Source organism: Pantoea brenneri (genome assembly GCF_038594305.1).
Classification (GTDB): Bacteria; Pseudomonadota; Gammaproteobacteria; order Enterobacterales; family Enterobacteriaceae; genus Pantoea; species Pantoea brenneri.
Genome location: NZ_JBCGBG010000001.1, coordinates 1,074,217 through 1,092,248 on the forward strand (window position 1 = coordinate 1,074,217; position 18,032 = coordinate 1,092,248).

General features: G+C 56.4%; 14 protein-coding genes. 9 read left to right on the forward strand and 5 right to left on the reverse strand.

The features are described 5' to 3' along the window. Positions 1-1,389, forward strand: coding sequence for a Re/Si-specific NAD(P)(+) transhydrogenase subunit beta (gene pntB, locus AABB92_RS04960; RefSeq protein ID WP_046288303.1), 1,389 nt, complete (start codon positions 1-3; stop codon positions 1,387-1,389). Between the two features lie 43 nt (positions 1,390-1,432). Here the strand turns inward: pntB and uspE are convergent, their stop codons facing one another. Continuing rightward, the gene (gene uspE, locus AABB92_RS04965; protein ID WP_031376767.1) at positions 1,433-2,389 is read right to left on the reverse strand and encodes a universal stress protein UspE; all 957 of its coding nucleotides are present in this window, start codon (positions 2,387-2,389) and stop codon (positions 1,433-1,435) included. Between the two features lie 117 nt (positions 2,390-2,506). After that, positions 2,507-3,259 (reverse strand): fumarate/nitrate reduction transcriptional regulator Fnr, encoded by a 753-nt coding sequence (locus tag AABB92_RS04970; RefSeq protein WP_009090088.1) that lies wholly within the window; start codon positions 3,257-3,259, stop codon positions 2,507-2,509. Positions 3,260-3,572: 313 nt separating this feature from the next. On the opposite strand from AABB92_RS04970, the gene smrA reads away from it, so the two are divergent. After that, the gene (gene smrA, locus AABB92_RS04975; RefSeq protein ID WP_031376766.1) at positions 3,573-4,139 is read left to right on the forward strand and encodes a DNA endonuclease SmrA; all 567 of its coding nucleotides are present in this window, start codon (positions 3,573-3,575) and stop codon (positions 4,137-4,139) included. Here smrA and AABB92_RS04980 read toward each other — a convergent pair. Next, positions 4,136-5,056, reverse strand: a complete 921-nt coding sequence (locus tag AABB92_RS04980) for a LysR substrate-binding domain-containing protein (protein WP_031376765.1) — start codon at positions 5,054-5,056, stop codon at positions 4,136-4,138. The genes smrA and AABB92_RS04980 overlap by 4 nt on opposite strands. Positions 5,057-5,379: 323 nt before the next feature. Here AABB92_RS04980 and AABB92_RS04985 point away from each other — a divergent pair, with 323 nt between their 5' ends. The 4 genes from AABB92_RS04985 to AABB92_RS05000 all read left to right on the forward strand — a co-directional run bounded on the left by AABB92_RS04985 (position 5,380) and on the right by AABB92_RS05000 (position 12,024). Next, the gene (locus tag AABB92_RS04985) at positions 5,380-6,714 is read left to right on the forward strand and encodes an MFS transporter (RefSeq protein ID WP_031376764.1); all 1,335 of its coding nucleotides are present in this window, start codon (positions 5,380-5,382) and stop codon (positions 6,712-6,714) included. 67 nt (positions 6,715-6,781) lie between these two features. Next, a complete protein-coding gene (gene hglS / locus AABB92_RS04990) occupies positions 6,782-8,125 on the forward strand; it encodes a 2-oxoadipate dioxygenase/decarboxylase HglS (protein ID WP_031376763.1) in 1,344 nt (447 codons plus the stop codon). Positions 8,126-8,632: 507 nt separating this feature from the next. Further along, a complete protein-coding gene (locus AABB92_RS04995; RefSeq protein ID WP_031376762.1) occupies positions 8,633-10,153 on the forward strand; it encodes a carboxylesterase/lipase family protein in 1,521 nt (506 codons plus the stop codon). 203 nt (positions 10,154-10,356) lie between these two features. Beyond that, on the forward strand, positions 10,357-12,024 hold the full coding sequence (locus AABB92_RS05000) for a methyl-accepting chemotaxis protein (protein ID WP_031376761.1): 1,668 nt from the start codon (positions 10,357-10,359) through the stop codon (positions 12,022-12,024). Here the strand turns inward: AABB92_RS05000 and AABB92_RS05005 are convergent. Next, positions 11,982-12,863: a LysR substrate-binding domain-containing protein gene (locus AABB92_RS05005; protein WP_031376760.1), complete on the reverse strand. Its 882-nt coding sequence runs from the start codon at positions 12,861-12,863 to the stop codon at positions 11,982-11,984. The genes AABB92_RS05000 and AABB92_RS05005 overlap by 43 nt on opposite strands. A gap of 125 nt (positions 12,864-12,988) precedes the next feature. Between AABB92_RS05005 and AABB92_RS05010 the strand changes: the two genes are divergently transcribed. Then, positions 12,989-14,155 carry a methionine aminotransferase gene (locus AABB92_RS05010; protein ID WP_031376759.1) on the forward strand — a complete coding sequence of 389 codons (1,167 nt, stop codon included), beginning with the start codon at positions 12,989-12,991 and terminating at the stop codon, positions 14,153-14,155. Between the two features lie 85 nt (positions 14,156-14,240). Beyond that, the gene (locus AABB92_RS05015) at positions 14,241-15,017 is read left to right on the forward strand and encodes a transporter substrate-binding domain-containing protein (RefSeq protein ID WP_031376758.1); all 777 of its coding nucleotides are present in this window, start codon (positions 14,241-14,243) and stop codon (positions 15,015-15,017) included. A 36-nt stretch (positions 15,018-15,053) separates the two neighbouring features. Here AABB92_RS05015 and pepT read toward each other — a convergent pair whose 3' ends face one another. Then, positions 15,054-16,280, reverse strand: coding sequence for a peptidase T (pepT, locus tag AABB92_RS05020; protein ID WP_031376757.1), 1,227 nt, complete (start codon positions 16,278-16,280; stop codon positions 15,054-15,056). Between the two features lie 127 nt (positions 16,281-16,407). On the opposite strand from pepT, the gene AABB92_RS05025 reads away from it, so the two are divergent. Beyond that, positions 16,408-18,003, forward strand: a complete 1,596-nt coding sequence (locus tag AABB92_RS05025) for an ABC transporter substrate-binding protein (protein WP_046288304.1) — start codon at positions 16,408-16,410, stop codon at positions 18,001-18,003. The last annotated feature ends 29 nt before the right edge of the window (positions 18,004-18,032 follow it).

The following is an 18,032-nucleotide window of genomic DNA, read 5'->3' on the forward strand; positions in this document are numbered from 1 at the left end:
ATGTCTGGCGGATTAGTAACTGCAGCCTATATCGTCGCTGCCATTCTGTTTATTTGTAGCCTCGCCGGTCTCTCGCGACATGAGACCTCTAAGCAGGGCAATATTTTTGGTATCAGCGGCATGGCGATCGCACTGGTGGCCACCATTTTTGGGCCCGACAGCGGCAACGTGGTGTGGATCCTGGTGGCGATGGTGATCGGCGGGGCAGTTGGCGTGCGTCTGGCGAAGAAGGTCGAAATGACCGAAATGCCGGAGCTGGTGGCAATTCTGCACAGCTTTGTCGGCCTGGCGGCGGTGCTGGTGGGCATCAACAGCTATATCGATCATGCGCCTGGCCTGCCGGCGGTGATGGAGAATATCCATCTGAGCGAAGTGTTTATCGGTATCTTTATTGGCGCGGTGACCTTTACCGGTTCGCTGGTGGCGTTTGGCAAGCTGTGCGGCAAGATCTCCTCGCGGCCGCTGGCGTTGCCGCATCGTCATAAGCTCAATCTGCTGGCGCTGGTGGTCTCGTTCCTGCTGCTGCTGTGGTTCGTTAACACCAGCAGTAGCGCGGCGCAGGTATTTGCACTGCTGTTGATGACCTTGATTGCGCTGGCGTTTGGCTGGCATCTGGTGGCGTCCATCGGCGGGGCAGATATGCCGGTGGTGGTGTCAATGCTCAACTCTTACTCCGGCTGGGCAGCTGCTGCAGCCGGCTTTATGCTGAGCAATGACCTGCTGATTGTCACCGGTGCGCTGGTCGGCTCCTCCGGTGCGATCCTCTCTTACATTATGTGTAAGGCGATGAACCGTTCGTTTATCAGCGTGATTGCCGGCGGTTTTGGCAGTGAGACCAGCAGCGGTGATGACAGCGACGCCGCGGGTGAACACCGTGAAATCAGCGCGGAAGAGACCGCAGAGATGCTGAAAGCCTCTTCTTCGGTCATTATCACCCCTGGCTACGGTATGGCGGTGGCCCAGGCACAATACCCGGTGGCGGAAATCACCGCCAGGCTGCGTGCACTCGGTATCAAAGTACGTTTTGGCATTCATCCGGTGGCCGGTCGCTTGCCCGGCCACATGAACGTACTACTGGCCGAAGCTAAAGTGCCGTATGACGTGGTGCTGGAGATGGATGAAATCAACGATGACTTCAGCGAAACCGATACGGTGCTGGTGATTGGCGCTAACGATACCGTCAACCCGGCGGCGCAGGAAGATCCGCGCAGTCCGATTGCCGGAATGCCGGTACTGGAAGTGTGGAAAGCGCACAACGTCATCGTGTTTAAACGCTCAATGAATACCGGCTATGCCGGAGTGCAGAACCCGCTGTTCTTTAAGGAGAATACCCAGATGCTGTTTGGCGATGCCAAAGCCAGTGTGGAAGCGATTCTGAAAGCGCTGTAATAAAAAAGGGCGGCTGATTAGCCGCCCTTATTACTGAGCAGGATTACTCCTCCTCATCCTCTTCATCATCCAGATCGATCGGCGATTTAAAATCATCAGGTTTAATTGCCAGCAGATCGCAACGCAGATGATCAATCACCTGTTCTGCCGTATTGCCGAGAAACGCGGCCGACAAACCGGTACGTCCGATCGTTCCCAGCACTACCACACCCGCGCCGAGGTGCACCGCCAGGTCAGGAATCACCTCTTCAGGCAAACCCTTAGCAACATGGGTGAACTCTTCACCAATGGAAAATTTCTGTCGCAGTGCTTTCATCGCCACCAGATGCTGGCCGCGAATGGCGTCGTTGTAGACGCTCGGATCAAAATCGGGCAGCTCGATAGCAATATTGATTGGGGTGATAGGGTAGGCGCCAACCAGATGGACTTCAGTATGATTCACGGTTTCGGCCAGCTTGACCGTTTCACGGATCAGCTTCTGATTCAGGCCATCATGATGCGGCTCTTCACTGGCGAGGTTCACCGCCACAATCGCTTTACCGCCTTCCGGCCACGGCTGATCTTTCACCATCCACACCGGGCACGGGCATTTACGCAGCAGATGCCAGTCTGTCGGGGTAAAAATCACCGACTCCAGCCGATCGTGCTGGTGCGCCATTTTCAGCACTAAATCATGCTGGTGGGCTAACACTTCCTGAATGATGGCTTCATAGGGACGGTTGTGCCAGATGACCTTGATTTCGATCTCGACACCGGCATCCAGGTAAGCGTGTGCCTGTTCGCGAATCCACTCGGTGCGCTGGCTGATTACGCCCTGACGCATTGAGGCGCGTTCATCAGGCGACAGCAGGGTGGTCATCTCATAGGAGAAATCATAGATAGGCAGAAAAGCTTTGATTTTGCCGCCGATGAATTGATTGAGATAGACCGCACGCCGCAGCGCAGGCTGGTCGTCTTGCTGGGCATCGATCGCGACCAGAATATTTTGGTACTGGGACATGAGGAACTCTCCTTAAACCAAAGCGACTGGATTAAAGATAGCCTATGTTGCACAGCGGAAGAAGTGAAAAAGTTGCTGCCGGATCAATAAAATAACAATTATTAATCCGGCCGGCGATCAGGCAGCCTGATGGCTCTGACCCGCTAACTCTTCCAGTAAGGCGTGGTTCTCGATAGTAATATATTTACCCTTCACTGCCAGCATGCCCGATTTCTGGAACCGGCCCAGCAGACGGCTGATAGTTTCGACCGTTAAGCCGAGATAATTACCGATATCGCCACGGGTCATGGTGAGACGGAATTCGCGCTGAGAGAATCCACGCTGACCAAAGCGGCGTGACAGATTCCAGATAAAGGCGGCCAGACGCTCTTCGGCATTTTTCTTCGACAGCAGTAAAATCATGTCCTGATCGCCTTTGATCTCACCACTCATCAGACGCATCATCTGCTGACGCAGGGCCGGCATTTTGCCTGACAGATCGTCCAGCGTTTCGAACGGAATTTCACAGACCATTGCGGTTTCCAGCGCCTGAGCAAAGCTTGGATGGCTGGCACCCATGATCGCATCAAAGCCGACCAGGTCGCCGGCCAGATGGAAACCGGTAATCTGCTCATCGCCCTGTTCGGTGATGGTATAGCTTTTAATGGTACCGGAACGGATGGCATAAAGTGACTTAAGCTCGTCACCCGCTTTGAAAAGGGTTTGCCCTTTCTGAATAGGTTTTTTACGCTCAATGATATTGTCGAGCTGGTCCAGCTCATGTTCATTTAGCGTAAACGGGATGCAGAGCTGACTGATGCTGCAATCCTGGCAGTGAATGGCACAACCGCCCGACTGAATACGACGAATGCTGCGTTTTTCAGGGATCATAATGGTTTGCTCGACGATAATTGACTGGTGTCAATTTTAACATTTTTTGTGCTGAAGGGAACTCATCCGAGCAGTTTTAGGCGCACAAAAAGTATGGACGTCAGACCGGGCACCAAACATAGCTGTGACGGGCTTCTCAGAATGCCAAAATGGCTACTGTCACGAAAAGTTGCCGCTTTTTGATCTAAAACCTGAATTGTCTGATACAAAAAATCACCAAAAACAGGGTTAGCGCAGTGCCGTTAGCTTTTGCTACGCTTTCACCCTAAGCCTGTTTTGCCCTCCATCAATTTTAATCAGGTGTGAGAAAACCATGAACCTTGATGATAACGATCTTTTTCGAGACGCCATGGGAGATGTCACTCCGTTAAAAGACACTACCAGCACCTTATGGCTCAAATCGCCCTCAACCAAAGCGCCGCGCCATCCACCGCGCGATCCTGAACAGGAGAATTTCCTGACCCGTGGCTATCTGGATATCGTGCCGCTGAACACGCCGCTGGAATACAAGGCTGATGGCATACAGCAGGGCGTGCTGGATAAACTGCGCAAAGGGGAGTACCGGCTGGATGCCAGCCTGAATCTGCTGCGGCAGCCGGTGGAAACATGCCGCCAGGCGCTGTTCAATTTTATGGTGCAGGCGCACAAGCAGGGATTGCGCAATCTGCTGATCATTCACGGCAAAGGCCGCGACGATGAGTCGCATGCCAATATTGTGCGCAGCTATCTGGCGCGCTGGCTGACTCAGTTTGACGATGTACAGACCTTCTGCGCTGCCCAGGCGCAACATGGCGGCGCGGGGGCGCTGTATGTTGGCCTGCGTAAAACCGATAAAGCGCGGCTGGATAACCGTGAGCGGCATGCTAAACGCAGCCGCTAGCTGTGGAATTTGCGCATGGTTGACATCAGCACTTCGGCGCTCAGGCTGAGCTGACTGCCGGTGCGGGTAATAATCCCTACCGGCTCGCCCGGACCGGATGAGTTAATCGGCAGAGCGCAGACCGCATTGTGGCTAAGGTCTTCTTTAATTGCGCCGGAAGGCACAAACCAGATGTAGTCGTAACGCAACGCCAGTTGCCGCGCCAGCGAGGTCGAAGAGGTCTCAATACAGTGGGGCGGCAGCGAACAACCCTGTTCGTCGAGCATCTGCTGCGCTATACGGCGCGGTGCGGTGCCTTCAGGCGAAATCACCACCGGCCACTGCATGGCGCGCGACAGGGTGACGTTGTCACTTAAGAGCGGATGTTCCGGACGGACCACCAGTTTGAGCGATTCAAGAAACAGCAGTTCATAGGTCAGCCCGGTCATCATTTCACTGTCGGCCATCCGGCCAACGCCAATATCGAACTCACCGGCCCGTAATCCTGCCAGCAGCACATTATTATGTAAGGTCGCCACCTGAATGGTGGTATTGGGTTGCAGCTGATGAAACCGGTCCAGGATCTGCGGCAACATGCCCATTGCGGCGGTGGTCAGCGCGCCCAGCCGGATAATGGCCGGCTGATCGGCAGGCTGCTCATTAAAGCTTTGTCCGGCGTGGTTGAGCGCGTCAAGTACCCGCACCGCATGCGTCAGGAACTGTTCACCCATTGTGGTGAGTTGCGCGCCGAGCCGGCCACGCTCAAACAGCCTGACGCCGGTCAGCTCTTCCAGTTCATTAAGGGTTTTTGACAGGGCAGGCTGGCTCAGGCTAAGCGTTTCGGCCGCCCGGCCCAGCGTGCCTTGCTGCGCGACCGCAACAAAGGTATGTAAATGGCGCAAGCGAATGCGCTGATTGAAAAGGATATTTTTTTCCATCCCTTAAACTTAATGAGGATCACCGGTAACAGGCAACCATTTAAAATGGATTTTGTTAACTTAGCTGCAAAATTATATTAACAAATATCGCGGTGCAACCATCTCGCCAGGTAAGCCGCTGAAAAGAAACGTGTCATATGGGAATGCGGCCAGCAGGCCAGCGAGCAGGGCAACCGCAGATCAACGGGTTAGCGATTAAAAGTTGAATAATTCTCAATATCATATAAAAATCTGACGTCTTAACGTTAACGATCGGCTATCATTGGCGCCGTTTTTTTTACTAAATCTGATGTCCGATGGCGGGTGCCCGAGAGGAGTTTTCATTGACCAGCGTAGAGGCGGTAGATGTACGCCAGCTCATTAACCAGCAGGCGCTGAGTCGCTGGCAAAAGCGGTTAATCGCGCTCTGCTTTATTGTGGTGGCGCTTGATGGCATGGACATCGCTATTATGGGCTTTATTGCGCCGACCCTCAAAACCGCGTGGGGCGTCAGCAACCATCAGCTGGGGATGGTGATCAGTGCCGCACTGATTGGCCTGGCGCTCGGCGCGATGGTAGCCGGCCCGCTAGCCGACCGCTACGGCCGGCGGATGATGATTATTCTTAGCGTCTTCTTTTTTGGCCTCTGGACGCTGGCAACCGCGCTGTCGCAAAACATCGAACAGATGATGCTGTTCCGCTTCCTCACCGGGCTGGGGCTGGGCGCAGCGATGCCAAACGTCGGTACGCTGGTGGCTGAATACGCGCCAGAACGACGTCGGGCGTTCATCATCACCGTGGTATTTTGCGGCTTTACCTTTGGCGCGGCCAGCGGGGGATTTGCTGCCTCGTGGCTGTTACCGCGTTACAACTGGCACTCAGTGCTGCTGCTCGGCGGGATCCTGCCGCTGCTGGTCCTGCCGTGTTTGATCCGCGGGCTGCCGGAATCGGTGCGCTTCCTGATTAGCCGCGGCGCGCCTGCGGCACGAATTCACGCTATCGTTGACCGGATGATGCCGGGCGTCACGCAGCCGGATAGCGCGTTTCATGCGCCTGAAGCCAGCGTTGCCACGCGCGGGGCGATCGCGACCGTGCTGTCGCGTAGCTACCTGTTTGGCAGCACTATGCTGTGGGGCGGCTACTTCATGGGGCTGTTTCTGGTCTACCTGATTGGCAGCTGGCTGCCGTCGCTGGTCAATACGCTGGGGATGTCGGTTACTGAAGCCGCGATTATCACCGCGATGTATCAGGCTGGCGGGACGCTGGGTTCGCTGTTTGCCGGCTGGCTGATGGATCGCTTTAATGCCAACCTGGCACTGGCGGCGATCTACTTTTGTGGCGGGCTGTTTATCGTCGCGCTGGGGTACTCTCCGGCGGAAGTGGGCATCATGAGCGGCATCGCCTTCTGTAGCGGCTTCTGTTTCAACGGTGCCAATACCGGGATGAATGCGCTGTCGGCCAGCTATTATCCGACGCATGCCCGCGCCACCGGCTCCAGCTGGATGCATGGCGTCGGCCGCGTCGGCGCAATTCTTAGCGCATTTGTCGGAGCAGAAATGCTGTCACTCGGCTGGTCGTTCAGCTTTATTTTTCTGCTGCTGGCCATTCCGGCGGTGATTACTACCCTGATGCTGCTGCTAAAAAACCGCTACGGCTTTAAGCCGATCACAAATTCGTGATTTTTTCCGCTGGCGCCATTCCGTTGCATTACATTAGCAGCAACGCTCACGGTGTCAGGTGGAACAGATGGACAACTTTCTCACTGCGGATGCAATCCGCACCCGCTTCTCTCAGGCGATGTCCGCCATGTATCAGCAGGAAGTGCCGCAATACGGCACGCTGATGCAGTTGGTGATGGCGGTTAACGACCGCACGCTGGAATCCGAACCCGCACTGAAAGATCGTCTGGCAGCGGCAGATGAACTCAGCCGGCTCAATATTGAACGTCACGGTGCCATCCGGGTCGGCAGCGCCAGCGAACTCGCCACGCTGCGGCAGATGTTTGCGGTGATGGGGATGTATCCGGTCGGCTATTACGATCTCTCCCAGGCCGGCGTGCCGGTGCATTCCACCGCGTTCCGGCCGGTCGACGAAGCTGCCCTGCGGCGTAATCCTTTCCGCGTCTTTACCTCACTGTTACGACTGGAGCTGATAGAAGAGCCTGAGCTGCGTGAAAGGGCGGCGGCGATTCTGGCGGCGCGCGATATCTTCACGCCGCGCTGTCGGCAACTGCTGCAGCTACATCAGCAGCAGGGTGGATTCACCGCCCCGCAGGCGGCGGAGTTTGTCACCGAAGCACTGGAAACTTTCCGCTGGCACGCCCACAGCAGCGTCGATAGCCAGACCTATCAGGCATTGAATCAGCAGCACCGGCTGATTGCTGACGTGGTCTGTTTCCCCGGCTGTCACATTAACCATCTCACTCCCCGCACGCTGGATATCGATCGGGTGCAGCAACTGATGCCGTCGCGCGGAATCGAACCGAAAACTCTGATTGAAGGACCACCGCGTCGTCAGGTGCCAATTCTGTTACGCCAGACCAGTTTCAAGGCGCTGGAGGAAGCGATCACCTTTCGGGATGGTCATAAGGGCACCCACACCGCGCGCTTTGGTGAAATCGAGCAGCGCGGTGCGGCGCTGACGCCGAAGGGCCGGGCGCTGTATGACCGTTTGCTGCATCAGGCGGGCAGCGGTCAGGATAACCAGCAGCATCAGCAGCATCTGACCGATGTGTTCCGGGATTTTCCAGACGATGAGCAGACGCTGCGTCAGCAGGAGCTGGCGTGGTTCCATTACCGGCTCAGCGAAAAGGGGATGGCGAGCCCGCCAGCACGTGGTGAGACGCTCGACAGCCTGATTGCTGAGGGACGAATCATTGCAGAACCGATTATCTATGAGGATTTTTTGCCGGTCAGCGCCGCGGGCATCTTTCAGTCAAACCTTGGCGATCATGCACAGGTCCGGTCGGCAGGCCAGGCCAGCCGGGAAGCGTTTGAAACGGCGCTGGGCAGTGCGGTGGTGGACGAGATGGCACTGTATGCGGAGCGTCAGCAACGCTCGCTGGCACGCTGTGGTGTGGTGACTTTATAGCCAATGCCGTCGCAACAGGGCTATTATCCCGCCAGGATAGCAGCCCCCTTCAGCGGCGATTATATTATCGCCGCTGAAGGGGGTTAGTGCGAAACGGGATAGAATTAGGTGCGCGCCGGGCTTAATAAGCTGAGCCGGGCCGGCGCGCAGTAATCGGAGAGGTGTTCCCTGATGCTGGTGCGAAACTAATAAAATAATATTAACGATACGGTCGATGAACAGCAGAAGAGGATCTGCGCTACGCCGTTATGATTTGTTGTAATTATCTGTGTGCAGTCTTCTTTTTTGCTGTCTTCCCGCAGGATAACCGAGCCGGCAGGTGCCGGTGCAGGCTGGAAATCGTAAGCAAATATAATCAAAAACCCTTCTGTTGCCTATTCAAACCTTTTGATGAAGTTGTTCAGTCCTTTGCTACAACCTTCGGCATAATCTGCAAATCCGCCTCAGACATAGACATTGTCTCAAGGCCTGCAAATAATGGAGTGTCGTTAGAACAGGGATACAGGAATGAAAAACGAAACAGGTCTGCGGATTATGACTGCAGAGGGTGAGTTACGTGGATGCATGGATGATGACCTTTTCGTATTCAAAGGCATACCTTATGCCGCCGCCCCGGAAGGGGCACTACGCTGGCGTCCGCCGCAGCCGGTCACGCCGTGGAACGATCTGCGTGATGCCACACAATTTTCAGCATCAGCCTGGCAAAACCGCGATTATTGCCGGGCAGTTGGCGGTGGCGATCCCGGCGAATTTAGTGAAGATTGCCTTTACCTTAATGTCTGGACCCCGGATGTCGAACCGACAAAACCGCTGCCGGTGATGGTCTGGTTACACGGCGGCGGCTACACCATCGGCGCGGGCGGTCTGGCACCCTACAGCGGTAAACCGCTGGCCTCGCGTGGCGCGGTGGTGGTCACCATCAACTACCGACTCGGCCATCTCGGTTTCTTCTCCCATCCGGCTTTAGATGCGCAATATCCTGTTGCCAGCACCATAAATAATTTTGGCCTGCTCGATCAAATTGCGGCCCTGCAGTGGGTACAGCGCAACATCCCGGCCTTTGGCGGAGACCGCCGCAATGTCACCCTGTTTGGCGAATCATCCGGCGCGCGCAGCGTGCTGTCGCTCTGCTGTTCGCCGCTGGCCGAAGGGCTGTTTCACAAGGGGATTGTGCAGAGCGCCTACAGCTTACCGGATACGCCGCTGAAAAAAGCGCGTCAGCAGGGCATGGCGGTTGCACAGCATCTGGGGCTGCCGCCCGACGCCAGTGCCGATGCGTTGCGTGCTTTACCCGCCGACGCCTTCTGGTCGCTGGATGGCCCGCTGGCGATCCAGCCGGTGCCGATTTCCGGCGATGCGGTGCTGCCGGAACCGATGCTGAAAACCTTCCTCGCGGCCCGACAGCACCGTCTGCCGCTAATGGCGGGCAGCAACAGTGATGAAGCCAGCGTGCTGGACTACTTTGGCGTTGATGCCACCGCGGTGCTGCATCAGTTGCGCGATAAAAATCGGGTGATCTATCGGATGCTGAAATGGATGTATGACATCCATGACGATCAGCGCCTCGGTCGTGCGGTGGCGCGCGACATGGCGTTCAGCGTGGTGCCGTGGCTGGTGATGCGCGCCCAGCATAATGTTGGCATGCCGGGCTGGCGCTACTGGTTTGATTATGTCTCTGAGAATGCGCGCGATCTCTATCCTGACGGGACCTGGCATGGCAATGAAGTGCCATATGTCCTTAACACCCTGAGCCAGATGCCGGATCCGAATGAAAACCGGCCTTTCAGCGACGCCGATCGGGCATTTGCCTCGCGCGTCAGCGACTACTGGTTCAGATTCGCCTGCGATGCCAGCGAATACAAGCAGCAGCTGGAAGGCGAAGTGGTATGGCCCGCGTGGCATCCAGGCGACGATGTGACAATGTCACTCGGTGATCATCGCCAGAGTGGTTTAGTCCTGAAACGGAACTTTATGCGCGCCCGAATGCGCCTGTTCCGCCTGCTGATGAGTAAAATGGTGCGTCTTTAATTAGTCCGCTAATCATCAAATTGCGCGAATGGAATTACTGGAGCCATTCGCGCATACTCCATTGAATATACAACTAATTCCCACCGGCTCCCACTAATGACGCTGTAAAACTATAGCTAACAAAAGTGTTACATCTTCACTATTCGCTGCCGATAGATCTCCTATGCCCGATACTTACGGGTCAACGTGTATAGGATTTTTGTATGGGAATGCTCAAAAATTTCACCATTCGCGCTGTGATGCTCACTATTCTGGGCCTGTTCTGCTTACTCTGGAGCGGAGTCGGGCTATTCAGCATTCATTCTCTTGGCGCGCTGAGCGAAGGAAATGATGTTGACCGCCATCTGGTAGAGCAAATGACGGTGCTGAGTAAAGGCAACGACCAATATTTCCGGGTTATTACCCGGCTGTCGCGTGTGATGGACAGCAAAGCCGGTGGCAAAACGCTAACTGACGACGCTTATGCGCCGGTTCAGCAGGCGCTGGATAACATGACCCAGCAGCTGGCGGCTTTTAAACAGCTGGCTCCGGGTCCGATGAATCCGGACATGGTCGACAGCGTGATTCAGAGCTGGCAGAAATTGCTGGATGAAGGCGTGACGCCGCAGCTGCGGCTGGCCCGACAGGATTCAGCGGACGCCTATCGTCAGCAGGCCAACAATGTGACGCCGCAGCTCAGTCGGGCATTTGGTGCCAGCGCCGAAAAATTCAATCAGGGGGCCGCGCTGATCCTCGATCATACCCGGGTTGAAGTTGACCGCTTAACCGCACTGACCAGGATGATTATCACCGTGACGGTAATTATCGGCCTGCTTATTCTGCTGTTTACCGATCGCTACCTGGTGGCGATGCTGGTGCGGCCGCTGGAAACCATCCGCAACCATTTCGCCACTATCGCTACCGGCGATCTGAGTCAGCCGGTGGCGGACTTTGGCCGCAACTGCGTCGGTAAACTGGTACCGTTGCTGAGCGCGATGCAGGAGAGTTTGCGTGAAGCGGTGAGCGCGATCCGCAGCGGAACCGAGAATATCTCGCGCGGTGCCGCAGAGATTTCGGCCGGTAACAACGATCTCTCTTCGCGTACTGAAGAGCAGGCGGCCGCGCTGGAGCAGACCGCTGCCAGTATGGAGCAGCTGACCGCCACGGTGAAATTCAACGCCGACAATGCGCGTCAGGCCAGCCTGCTGGCTGAAACCGCCACCACCACCGCGCAACAGGGCGGCCAGCTGGTGAGTGAAGTGGTCAGCACCATGAACGGGATTTCCGGCAGTTCGAAGAAAATTGCTGAGATCACTAATGTGATTAATGGTATCGCCTTCCAGACCAACATCCTGGCGCTGAACGCGGCGGTTGAAGCCGCTCGCGCCGGTGAACAGGGACGCGGTTTTGCTGTGGTGGCCTCTGAAGTGCGTAATCTGGCCCAGCGCAGCGCCAACGCCGCCAAAGAGATTGCCACCCTGATTGAAGATTCCGTTCAGCGGGTCGGAAAAGGAGCGGAGCTGGTGGGCACCACCGGCGGCACCATGAATAATATTCTGAAATCGGTGCAGGATGTCGACGCGATCATGAAGCAGATTGCTGCCGCATCGGAAGAGCAGAGTAAAGGCATCTCCCAGGTCGGCGCAGCGGTGACCGAAATGGATAGCGTGACCCAGCAAAACGCCTCACTGGTCGAAGAAGTCTCTGCCGCCGCCAACGCGCTGGCGTTGCAGACCGAAGCGTTACAGGCCTCAGTGGCGAAGTTCCGCCTCTCCGGCAAGGGGACAGCAATCTCGCCGGCTGCACCTGTCAAGCCGAACGCGCCAAAAGCACCAGGCCGGGCGGGTGGTCAGGCTACGCCAGCTGACAACGGTGACTGGGTGACGTTCTGACCCTGACTCAGCCACGCCACCAGCGCCGCCAGCAACGGTGGCCCATCGGCGGGCGATCGCTGCAGTAAGCTGTAGGTCGCCCCGGTTTTTACCTCGCCAGCGAACGGTTTAATCAGCCTGCCGCTGGCAATATCACTCTCCACCAGATTGCTGTCAGCAATCGCCACGCCAAATCCCTGAATCGCTGCGCTAATCGCCAGGTCCATGGTGGCAAAGTGCTGGTTGCGTTGCATCGTAACCGCCACGCCTTGCCCTTTCAGCCAGCATTGCCAGTCGCGCATATCGTCGGTGGGATGCAGAAAAGTCATGCCCGCCAGCTTTTGCGGCGACGCGGGGATCGGCTGCCCGGTAGCGATTACCGGCGTCAGCGACTCTTCAAACAGCGTCAGTGCGTCAGTACGCGGTTTGCCATAGACGATGGCAGCATCAAAATTGTCGAGCTGTGAGGCGTGATCCAGCGTGGTGGTGAGCGCCACGTGCAGTTCTGGCCGCAGCTGCTCTAGTGCCACCAGGCGCGGCACCAGCCAGCGCATCGCACAGGTCGGCGCTTTCAGGCGGATACTGGCCTGAGTGCGACGCGCTTTTTCGCTGGCCTGCGCCATCAGTTCATAGCCCTGACGCATTTCTGGCAGTAGCGCCGCGCCCTGCGGTGTCAGACGCAAACCACGGGCGTGTCGATCAAACAACGTCAGGCCGAGCCAGTGCTCCAGCGCAGCAATTTTGCGGCTGACAGCGCCCTGGGTAATGCACAGTTCCCGGGCCGCATGGGTCAGATTAAGGTGACGGGCCGTCACCAGAAAAGCGTGAATCGCATTGAGCGGCAGGGTTGTACGTGACACAGAGCACCTCAGCTATGCATTTTAATCATGGCTATTATGACGACATTTCGCTTGCCGACTCAAGTCACAGCCCGTTGAATAGCCCTTAATTGCATTCAGCACGCTATGTCACTGACGGAGAGAACATGTCCCTGAAAACGCCTGTCGCAGTCACCTCGAAGTTGCCCGATGTCGGCACCACCATTTTCAGCGTTATTGGCCAGCTTTCGGCGCAGCATCAGGCGATCAATCTGTCGCAGGGCGCACCGAATTTCCCCTGCGATCCGTTGCTGGTTGAAAGTGTCAGCCAGGCGATGCGCGACGGCCATAACCAGTACGCGTCGATGACCGGCTTGCCGGCACTACGGGAAGTTTTAGCCAGTAAGGTCGAATCGCTCTACGGCCAGAAATACGATCCGGCCAGTGAAGTGCTGATCACCGGCAGCGCCAGTCAGGGCATTTACATGGCAATTTCCGCGCTGGTGCATCCGGGGGATGAGGTCATTTTCTTTGAACCGGCATTCGACAGCTACGCACCGGTGGTCCGGTTACAGGGCGGCAAGCCGATTGGCCTGAAGCTGCAGGTGCCGGCTTTCGCCATCGACTGGCAGCAGTTGCGCGCCGCCATTACGCCGCGTACCCGGATGATCATCATCAATACGCCGCATAACCCCAGTGCCCAGGTGCTGACGCCGGACGATCTCAATCAGCTGGCGGCCCTGACCCGCAACACTGACATCGTGGTGTTATCCGACGAGGTGTATGAACATATTCTGTTTGATGGTCGGCCGCACTGCGGCATGGCGACCCATCCGGAGCTGGCGGCGCGCAGCGTCATCGTCTCTTCGTTTGGCAAAACCTTCCACGTCACCGGCTGGCGGGTGGGTTACTGCCTGGCACCGGCGGAACTGATGACCGAGCTGGTGAAAGTGCATCAGTTTATGATGTACGCCGCAGATACGCCGATGCAGGTGGGATTCGCCCATTATCTGCAGACGCCGCAACACTATCTGTCACTGTCATCTTTCTACCAGCAAAAGCGCGATCGGCTGATTGCGCTGATGCAGGATTCACCGTTTAAGCTGCTGCCGTGCGCCGGCTCGTTCTTTATGCTGGCCAGCTACGGACATTTCAGTGACGAACCGGACAGCGAGATGGTAAAACGTCTTATCGTCGATCACGGGGTGGCGACCATCCCGCTGTCGGCGTTTTATATGGATGGCACCGACAACAAACTGATCCGTCTTTCCTTTGCCAAAGACGAGGCAACATTAGAGGCTGGCGCCGCTTCGCTGTCGGCGTTCCGGCAGTAAGCGACTGGCGGACGCAAGGTTGCCCGACTGACGCACGGTAAAGCAGGGCAGCGATCGGTTAAAAACAATAATTTCGGGGTAAATGATGAAAAAACGCAACGCACTGTTTCTGGCACTCGGCATGATGACGTCGGTATCGGCGCTGGCGCAGGATTTACGTTATGGCCTGGAGTCACAGTATCCGCCGTTTGAAAGCCGCAACGCTCAGGGGGAACTGGAAGGTTTTGATATCGAACTGGGTAACGCGATCTGCCAGGCCGGTAAGTTTAACTGCCACTGGGTGGAGAGCAGCTTCGACGCGCTGATCCCGGCGCTGCAGGCGAAGAAGTTTGATGCGATCAACTCGGCGATGAACATCACCGAAGCGCGGGCGAAAAGTATCGGCTTCACCCAGCCGATCTACCGTATTCCGACCATGCTGGTGGCGAAAACCGGCCAGAAGCTGGCACCCACGGCCGACGCGCTGAAGGGCAAAAATATCGGGGTATTGCAGGGATCGATTCAGGAAACCTACGCCAAAAAACACTGGGAGTCACAGGGCGTTACCGTGACCTCGTATCAGGATCAGAACCAGGTCTATAACGACATGGTCGCCGGGCGTCTGGACGGTACATTGGTGATGTCAGCCGCCGGTCAGTCGGGCTTCCTCGACAAACCACAGGGTAAAGGCTTCGGCTTTATCGGTAAGCCGGTCGAGGATGATGCGATTCTCGGGTCGGGTATCGGCTTTGGCCTGCGTAAAGATGATACGCAGCTCAAACAGTCGCTGGATACGGCGATCGCCAAAGTGCAGACCGATGGCACCGTGAAGAAGCTGGCTGAGAAATATTTCCCGGGCATTGATGTCAGCGTGAAGCCATAACTGACAATCGGGCGCGTGCTGCGCCCGATTTAATCGTTATTCCGCTGCCAGGTAGCAGAGTTTTTCCGCCACCTGATAGGATTTCACAAACGACGGCAGCGGTAAGAACTCAAAGCGCGAATGGAAGTTATGCGCGCCGGTGAAAAAGTTCGGCGTCAGTAAGCCCTTAGCCGACAGCGCTGCACCGTCAGTGCCGCCCCGCATCGGAATCACCTTTGGTTCGATATCCAGCGCGCGGAACGCTTTGAAAATCAGGTCGATCGCCCGACGATCCTCGCCCAGCGCATTGCTGATATTGCTGTAGATATCGGTAATGGTGATCTCAACCTTGCCGGTCGGGTAGCGGGAAGCAATTGCCTGCGCCTGCTGCTGTAGTTGCTGCTTACGCTCGGCAAAACTGGCCAGATCAAAATCACGGATAGAAGCTTTCAGGATCGCCTGGCTGGCGTTGGCCTGGATCTCATTGAACCAGATATAGCCTTCACGGCCCTCGGTCTGTTCCGGGGTCTGCTGACGATCAAACTGGCTGATGTAGTCATGCGCCATCAGCAGCGGGTTAACCAGCACCCCTTTACCCGACATCGGATGCGCCGGTACGCCGGTAAAGCGGATTTCGGCGGCGGCACCATTGAAGTTCTCATACACCACTTCGCCCAGTTCGCAGCAGTCGATGGTCCAGGCGAAGTCCACATTAAATCGCGTTTCCAGATCGAGCGCTTTGGCTCCGCGCAGGCCAATCTCTTCATCGGGCACAAACGCCACCACGATATCGCCGTGGTCGCCGTTAAGGTTCTCCATCAGCGTCATCACCACCGTCACTGCCGCTTTGTTATCAGCGCCCAGTACGCTGGTACCGTCGCTGAAAATCACCTGCTGACCGATATAGGGAGCGATCTCCGGATGCTGATCGCGGCGTAGCCAGATATCCTGGTCGGCATTCAGGCAGAGATCCTGATCCTCCCAGCGCAGAATCTGCGGTTTGATATCGGGTGACAGACCGACGTCAACGGTATCGATATGGGTGATAAAGCCGATACGCGGCGCAGCGGGACGATTACCCGGTTTCACCGCCGTTACCGTCGCATGTTGGTCAATCACCACCTGTTCCAGCCCCAGCGCACGCAGCTCGGCCGCCAGCAGTTCCGCCATCGCGTGCTGGCTCGGGGTACTGGGCAGAGTGGTCGATTTCGCATCACTCTGACTGCTGACGGCGAGGTAACGGAAAAAGCGCTCGGTAAGTTGCGTCTCAAGTTTGTCGGTCATCACTATTCCTTATTAGTCAGCCACGGGCAGGGTTCGCTATGGTGCCGAATCGTGCTATCAATGAAGCATCTGAATGATTCATTTAGGTATTCTGATCACCGGAAGTCAATACAAAGCGAGGATGATAATGAAAATGAAGATAGCCACCTTAGCGCTTGTTACGGCTGGGATGACGCTGGCGGCCAGCGTGAACGCCAAAACGCTGGTCTACTGCTCAGAAGGATCGCCAGAGAATTTCAACCCGCAACTCTATACCTCGGGCACCAGCGTAGACGCCAGCGCGGTGCCGGTATTTAACCGCCTGGTGGACTTTAAGGCCGGTACTACTGAACTGGTCCCCAGCCTGGCGGAAAGCTGGGAGATCAGCCCCGACGGCACGGTTTATACCTTCCATCTGCGTAAAAACGTCAAATTCCAGAGCAACAAACAGTTTAAACCGACGCGCGACTTCAACGCAGACGATGTCATCTTCTCTTTTATGCGCCAGATGGACCCGAAAAATCCCTACCACAACGTCTCGGGCGGCACCTATTCCAACTTCGAAAGCCTGGAGCTGTCGACACTGATTAAACAGATTGAACGGGTGGATGACCATACGGTGCGCTTCACGCTGTCGCACCCGGAAGCGCCGTTTCTGGCCGATCTTGGCTGGTACTTTGCCTCGATTCATTCGGCTGAATATGCCGATAGCATGCTGAAAGCCGGTACGCCGGAGAAGGTCGACATGAACCCTATCGGCACCGGGCCGTTTGAGCTGGTGCAGTACCAGAAGGACTCACGCATTCTCTACAAGGCCTTCCCACAATACTGGCAGGGCAAGGCAAAGCTGGATCGGCTGGTGTTCAGCATCACTCCGGATGCCTCGGTGCGTTATGCCAAGCTGGAGAAGAACGAATGCCAGGTGATGCCGTTCCCCAATCCGGCCGATCTGGAAAAAATGCGCGCCAACCCGGATATCACCCTGGAACAGAAAGCCGGGCTGAATACCGGTTTCCTGGCGTTTAATACCACCAAAGCGCCAACCGACAAGGTGGAAGTCCGTCAGGCACTGGCGATGGCGATCAACAAACCAGCGATCATCGAGGCGATTTTTAAAGGCACCGGCACGGTAGCAAAAAACATTCTGCCGCCGGGCGTCTGGAGCGCCGACAAAGATCTGAAAGATTACGACTACGATCCGGAAAAAGCCAAAGCGTTACTGCAACAGGCCGGGGTCAAACCGGGTACCGAGATTGCGCTGTGGGCGATGCCGGTGCAGCGGCCCTACAATCCCAATGCCCGCCGCATGGCCGAGATGATCCAGTCAGACTGGGCGAAAGTCGGTATTAAAGCCAATATTATCAGCTATGAGTGGGGCGAATACCTGAAACGGGTCCGCAGCGGTGAGCATCAGGCGGCATTAATGGGCTGGACCACCGCCACCGGCGACCCGGACAACTTCTTTGGCCCGCTCTACAGCTGCACCTCGGCGCAGGGCGGATCGAACTCGTCAAAATGGTGCTATCAGCCGTTTGAGAAGTTAATCACCGCCGCCCGCGCCGAACCGGATCAGGGCAAGCGCACCGCGATGTATCTGCAGGCGCAGCAGATAATGCACGATCAAATGCCGGCAGTGATGATTGCCCACTCGACCATTTTTGAGCCGGTGCGCAAATCGGTCAGCGGCTATCAGGTTGATCCGTTTGGCAAACACATTTTCTACCAGGTCGATATCAAACAGTAAGAAGCTACGGCCCGGCTCTGCAACGTAAC

Bases quoted from the DNA above. Each gene is read 5' to 3' on its own strand.
- smrA (WP_031376766.1), top strand. From the start codon at position 3,573: ATGAACCTTGATGATAACGATCTTTTTCGAGACGCCATGGGAGATGTC.
- AABB92_RS05000 (WP_031376761.1), top strand. From the start codon at position 10,357: ATGGGAATGCTCAAAAATTTCACCATTCGCGCTGTGATGCTCACTATT.
- AABB92_RS04995 (WP_031376762.1), top strand. From the start codon at position 8,633: ATGAAAAACGAAACAGGTCTGCGGATTATGACTGCAGAGGGTGAGTTA.
- hglS (WP_031376763.1), top strand. From the start codon at position 6,782: ATGGACAACTTTCTCACTGCGGATGCAATCCGCACCCGCTTCTCTCAG.
- AABB92_RS05015 (WP_031376758.1), top strand. From the start codon at position 14,241: ATGAAAAAACGCAACGCACTGTTTCTGGCACTCGGCATGATGACGTCG.
- AABB92_RS04970 (WP_009090088.1), bottom strand. From the start codon at position 3,259: ATGATCCCTGAAAAACGCAGCATTCGTCGTATTCAGTCGGGCGGTTGT.
- AABB92_RS04980 (WP_031376765.1), bottom strand. From the start codon at position 5,056: ATGGAAAAAAATATCCTTTTCAATCAGCGCATTCGCTTGCGCCATTTA.
- pntB (WP_046288303.1), top strand. From the start codon at position 1: ATGTCTGGCGGATTAGTAACTGCAGCCTATATCGTCGCTGCCATTCTG.
- uspE (WP_031376767.1), bottom strand. From the start codon at position 2,389: ATGTCCCAGTACCAAAATATTCTGGTCGCGATCGATGCCCAGCAAGAC.
- AABB92_RS05010 (WP_031376759.1), top strand. From the start codon at position 12,989: ATGTCCCTGAAAACGCCTGTCGCAGTCACCTCGAAGTTGCCCGATGTC.
- AABB92_RS05025 (WP_046288304.1), top strand. From the start codon at position 16,408: ATGAAAATGAAGATAGCCACCTTAGCGCTTGTTACGGCTGGGATGACG.
- pepT (WP_031376757.1), bottom strand. From the start codon at position 16,280: ATGACCGACAAACTTGAGACGCAACTTACCGAGCGCTTTTTCCGTTAC.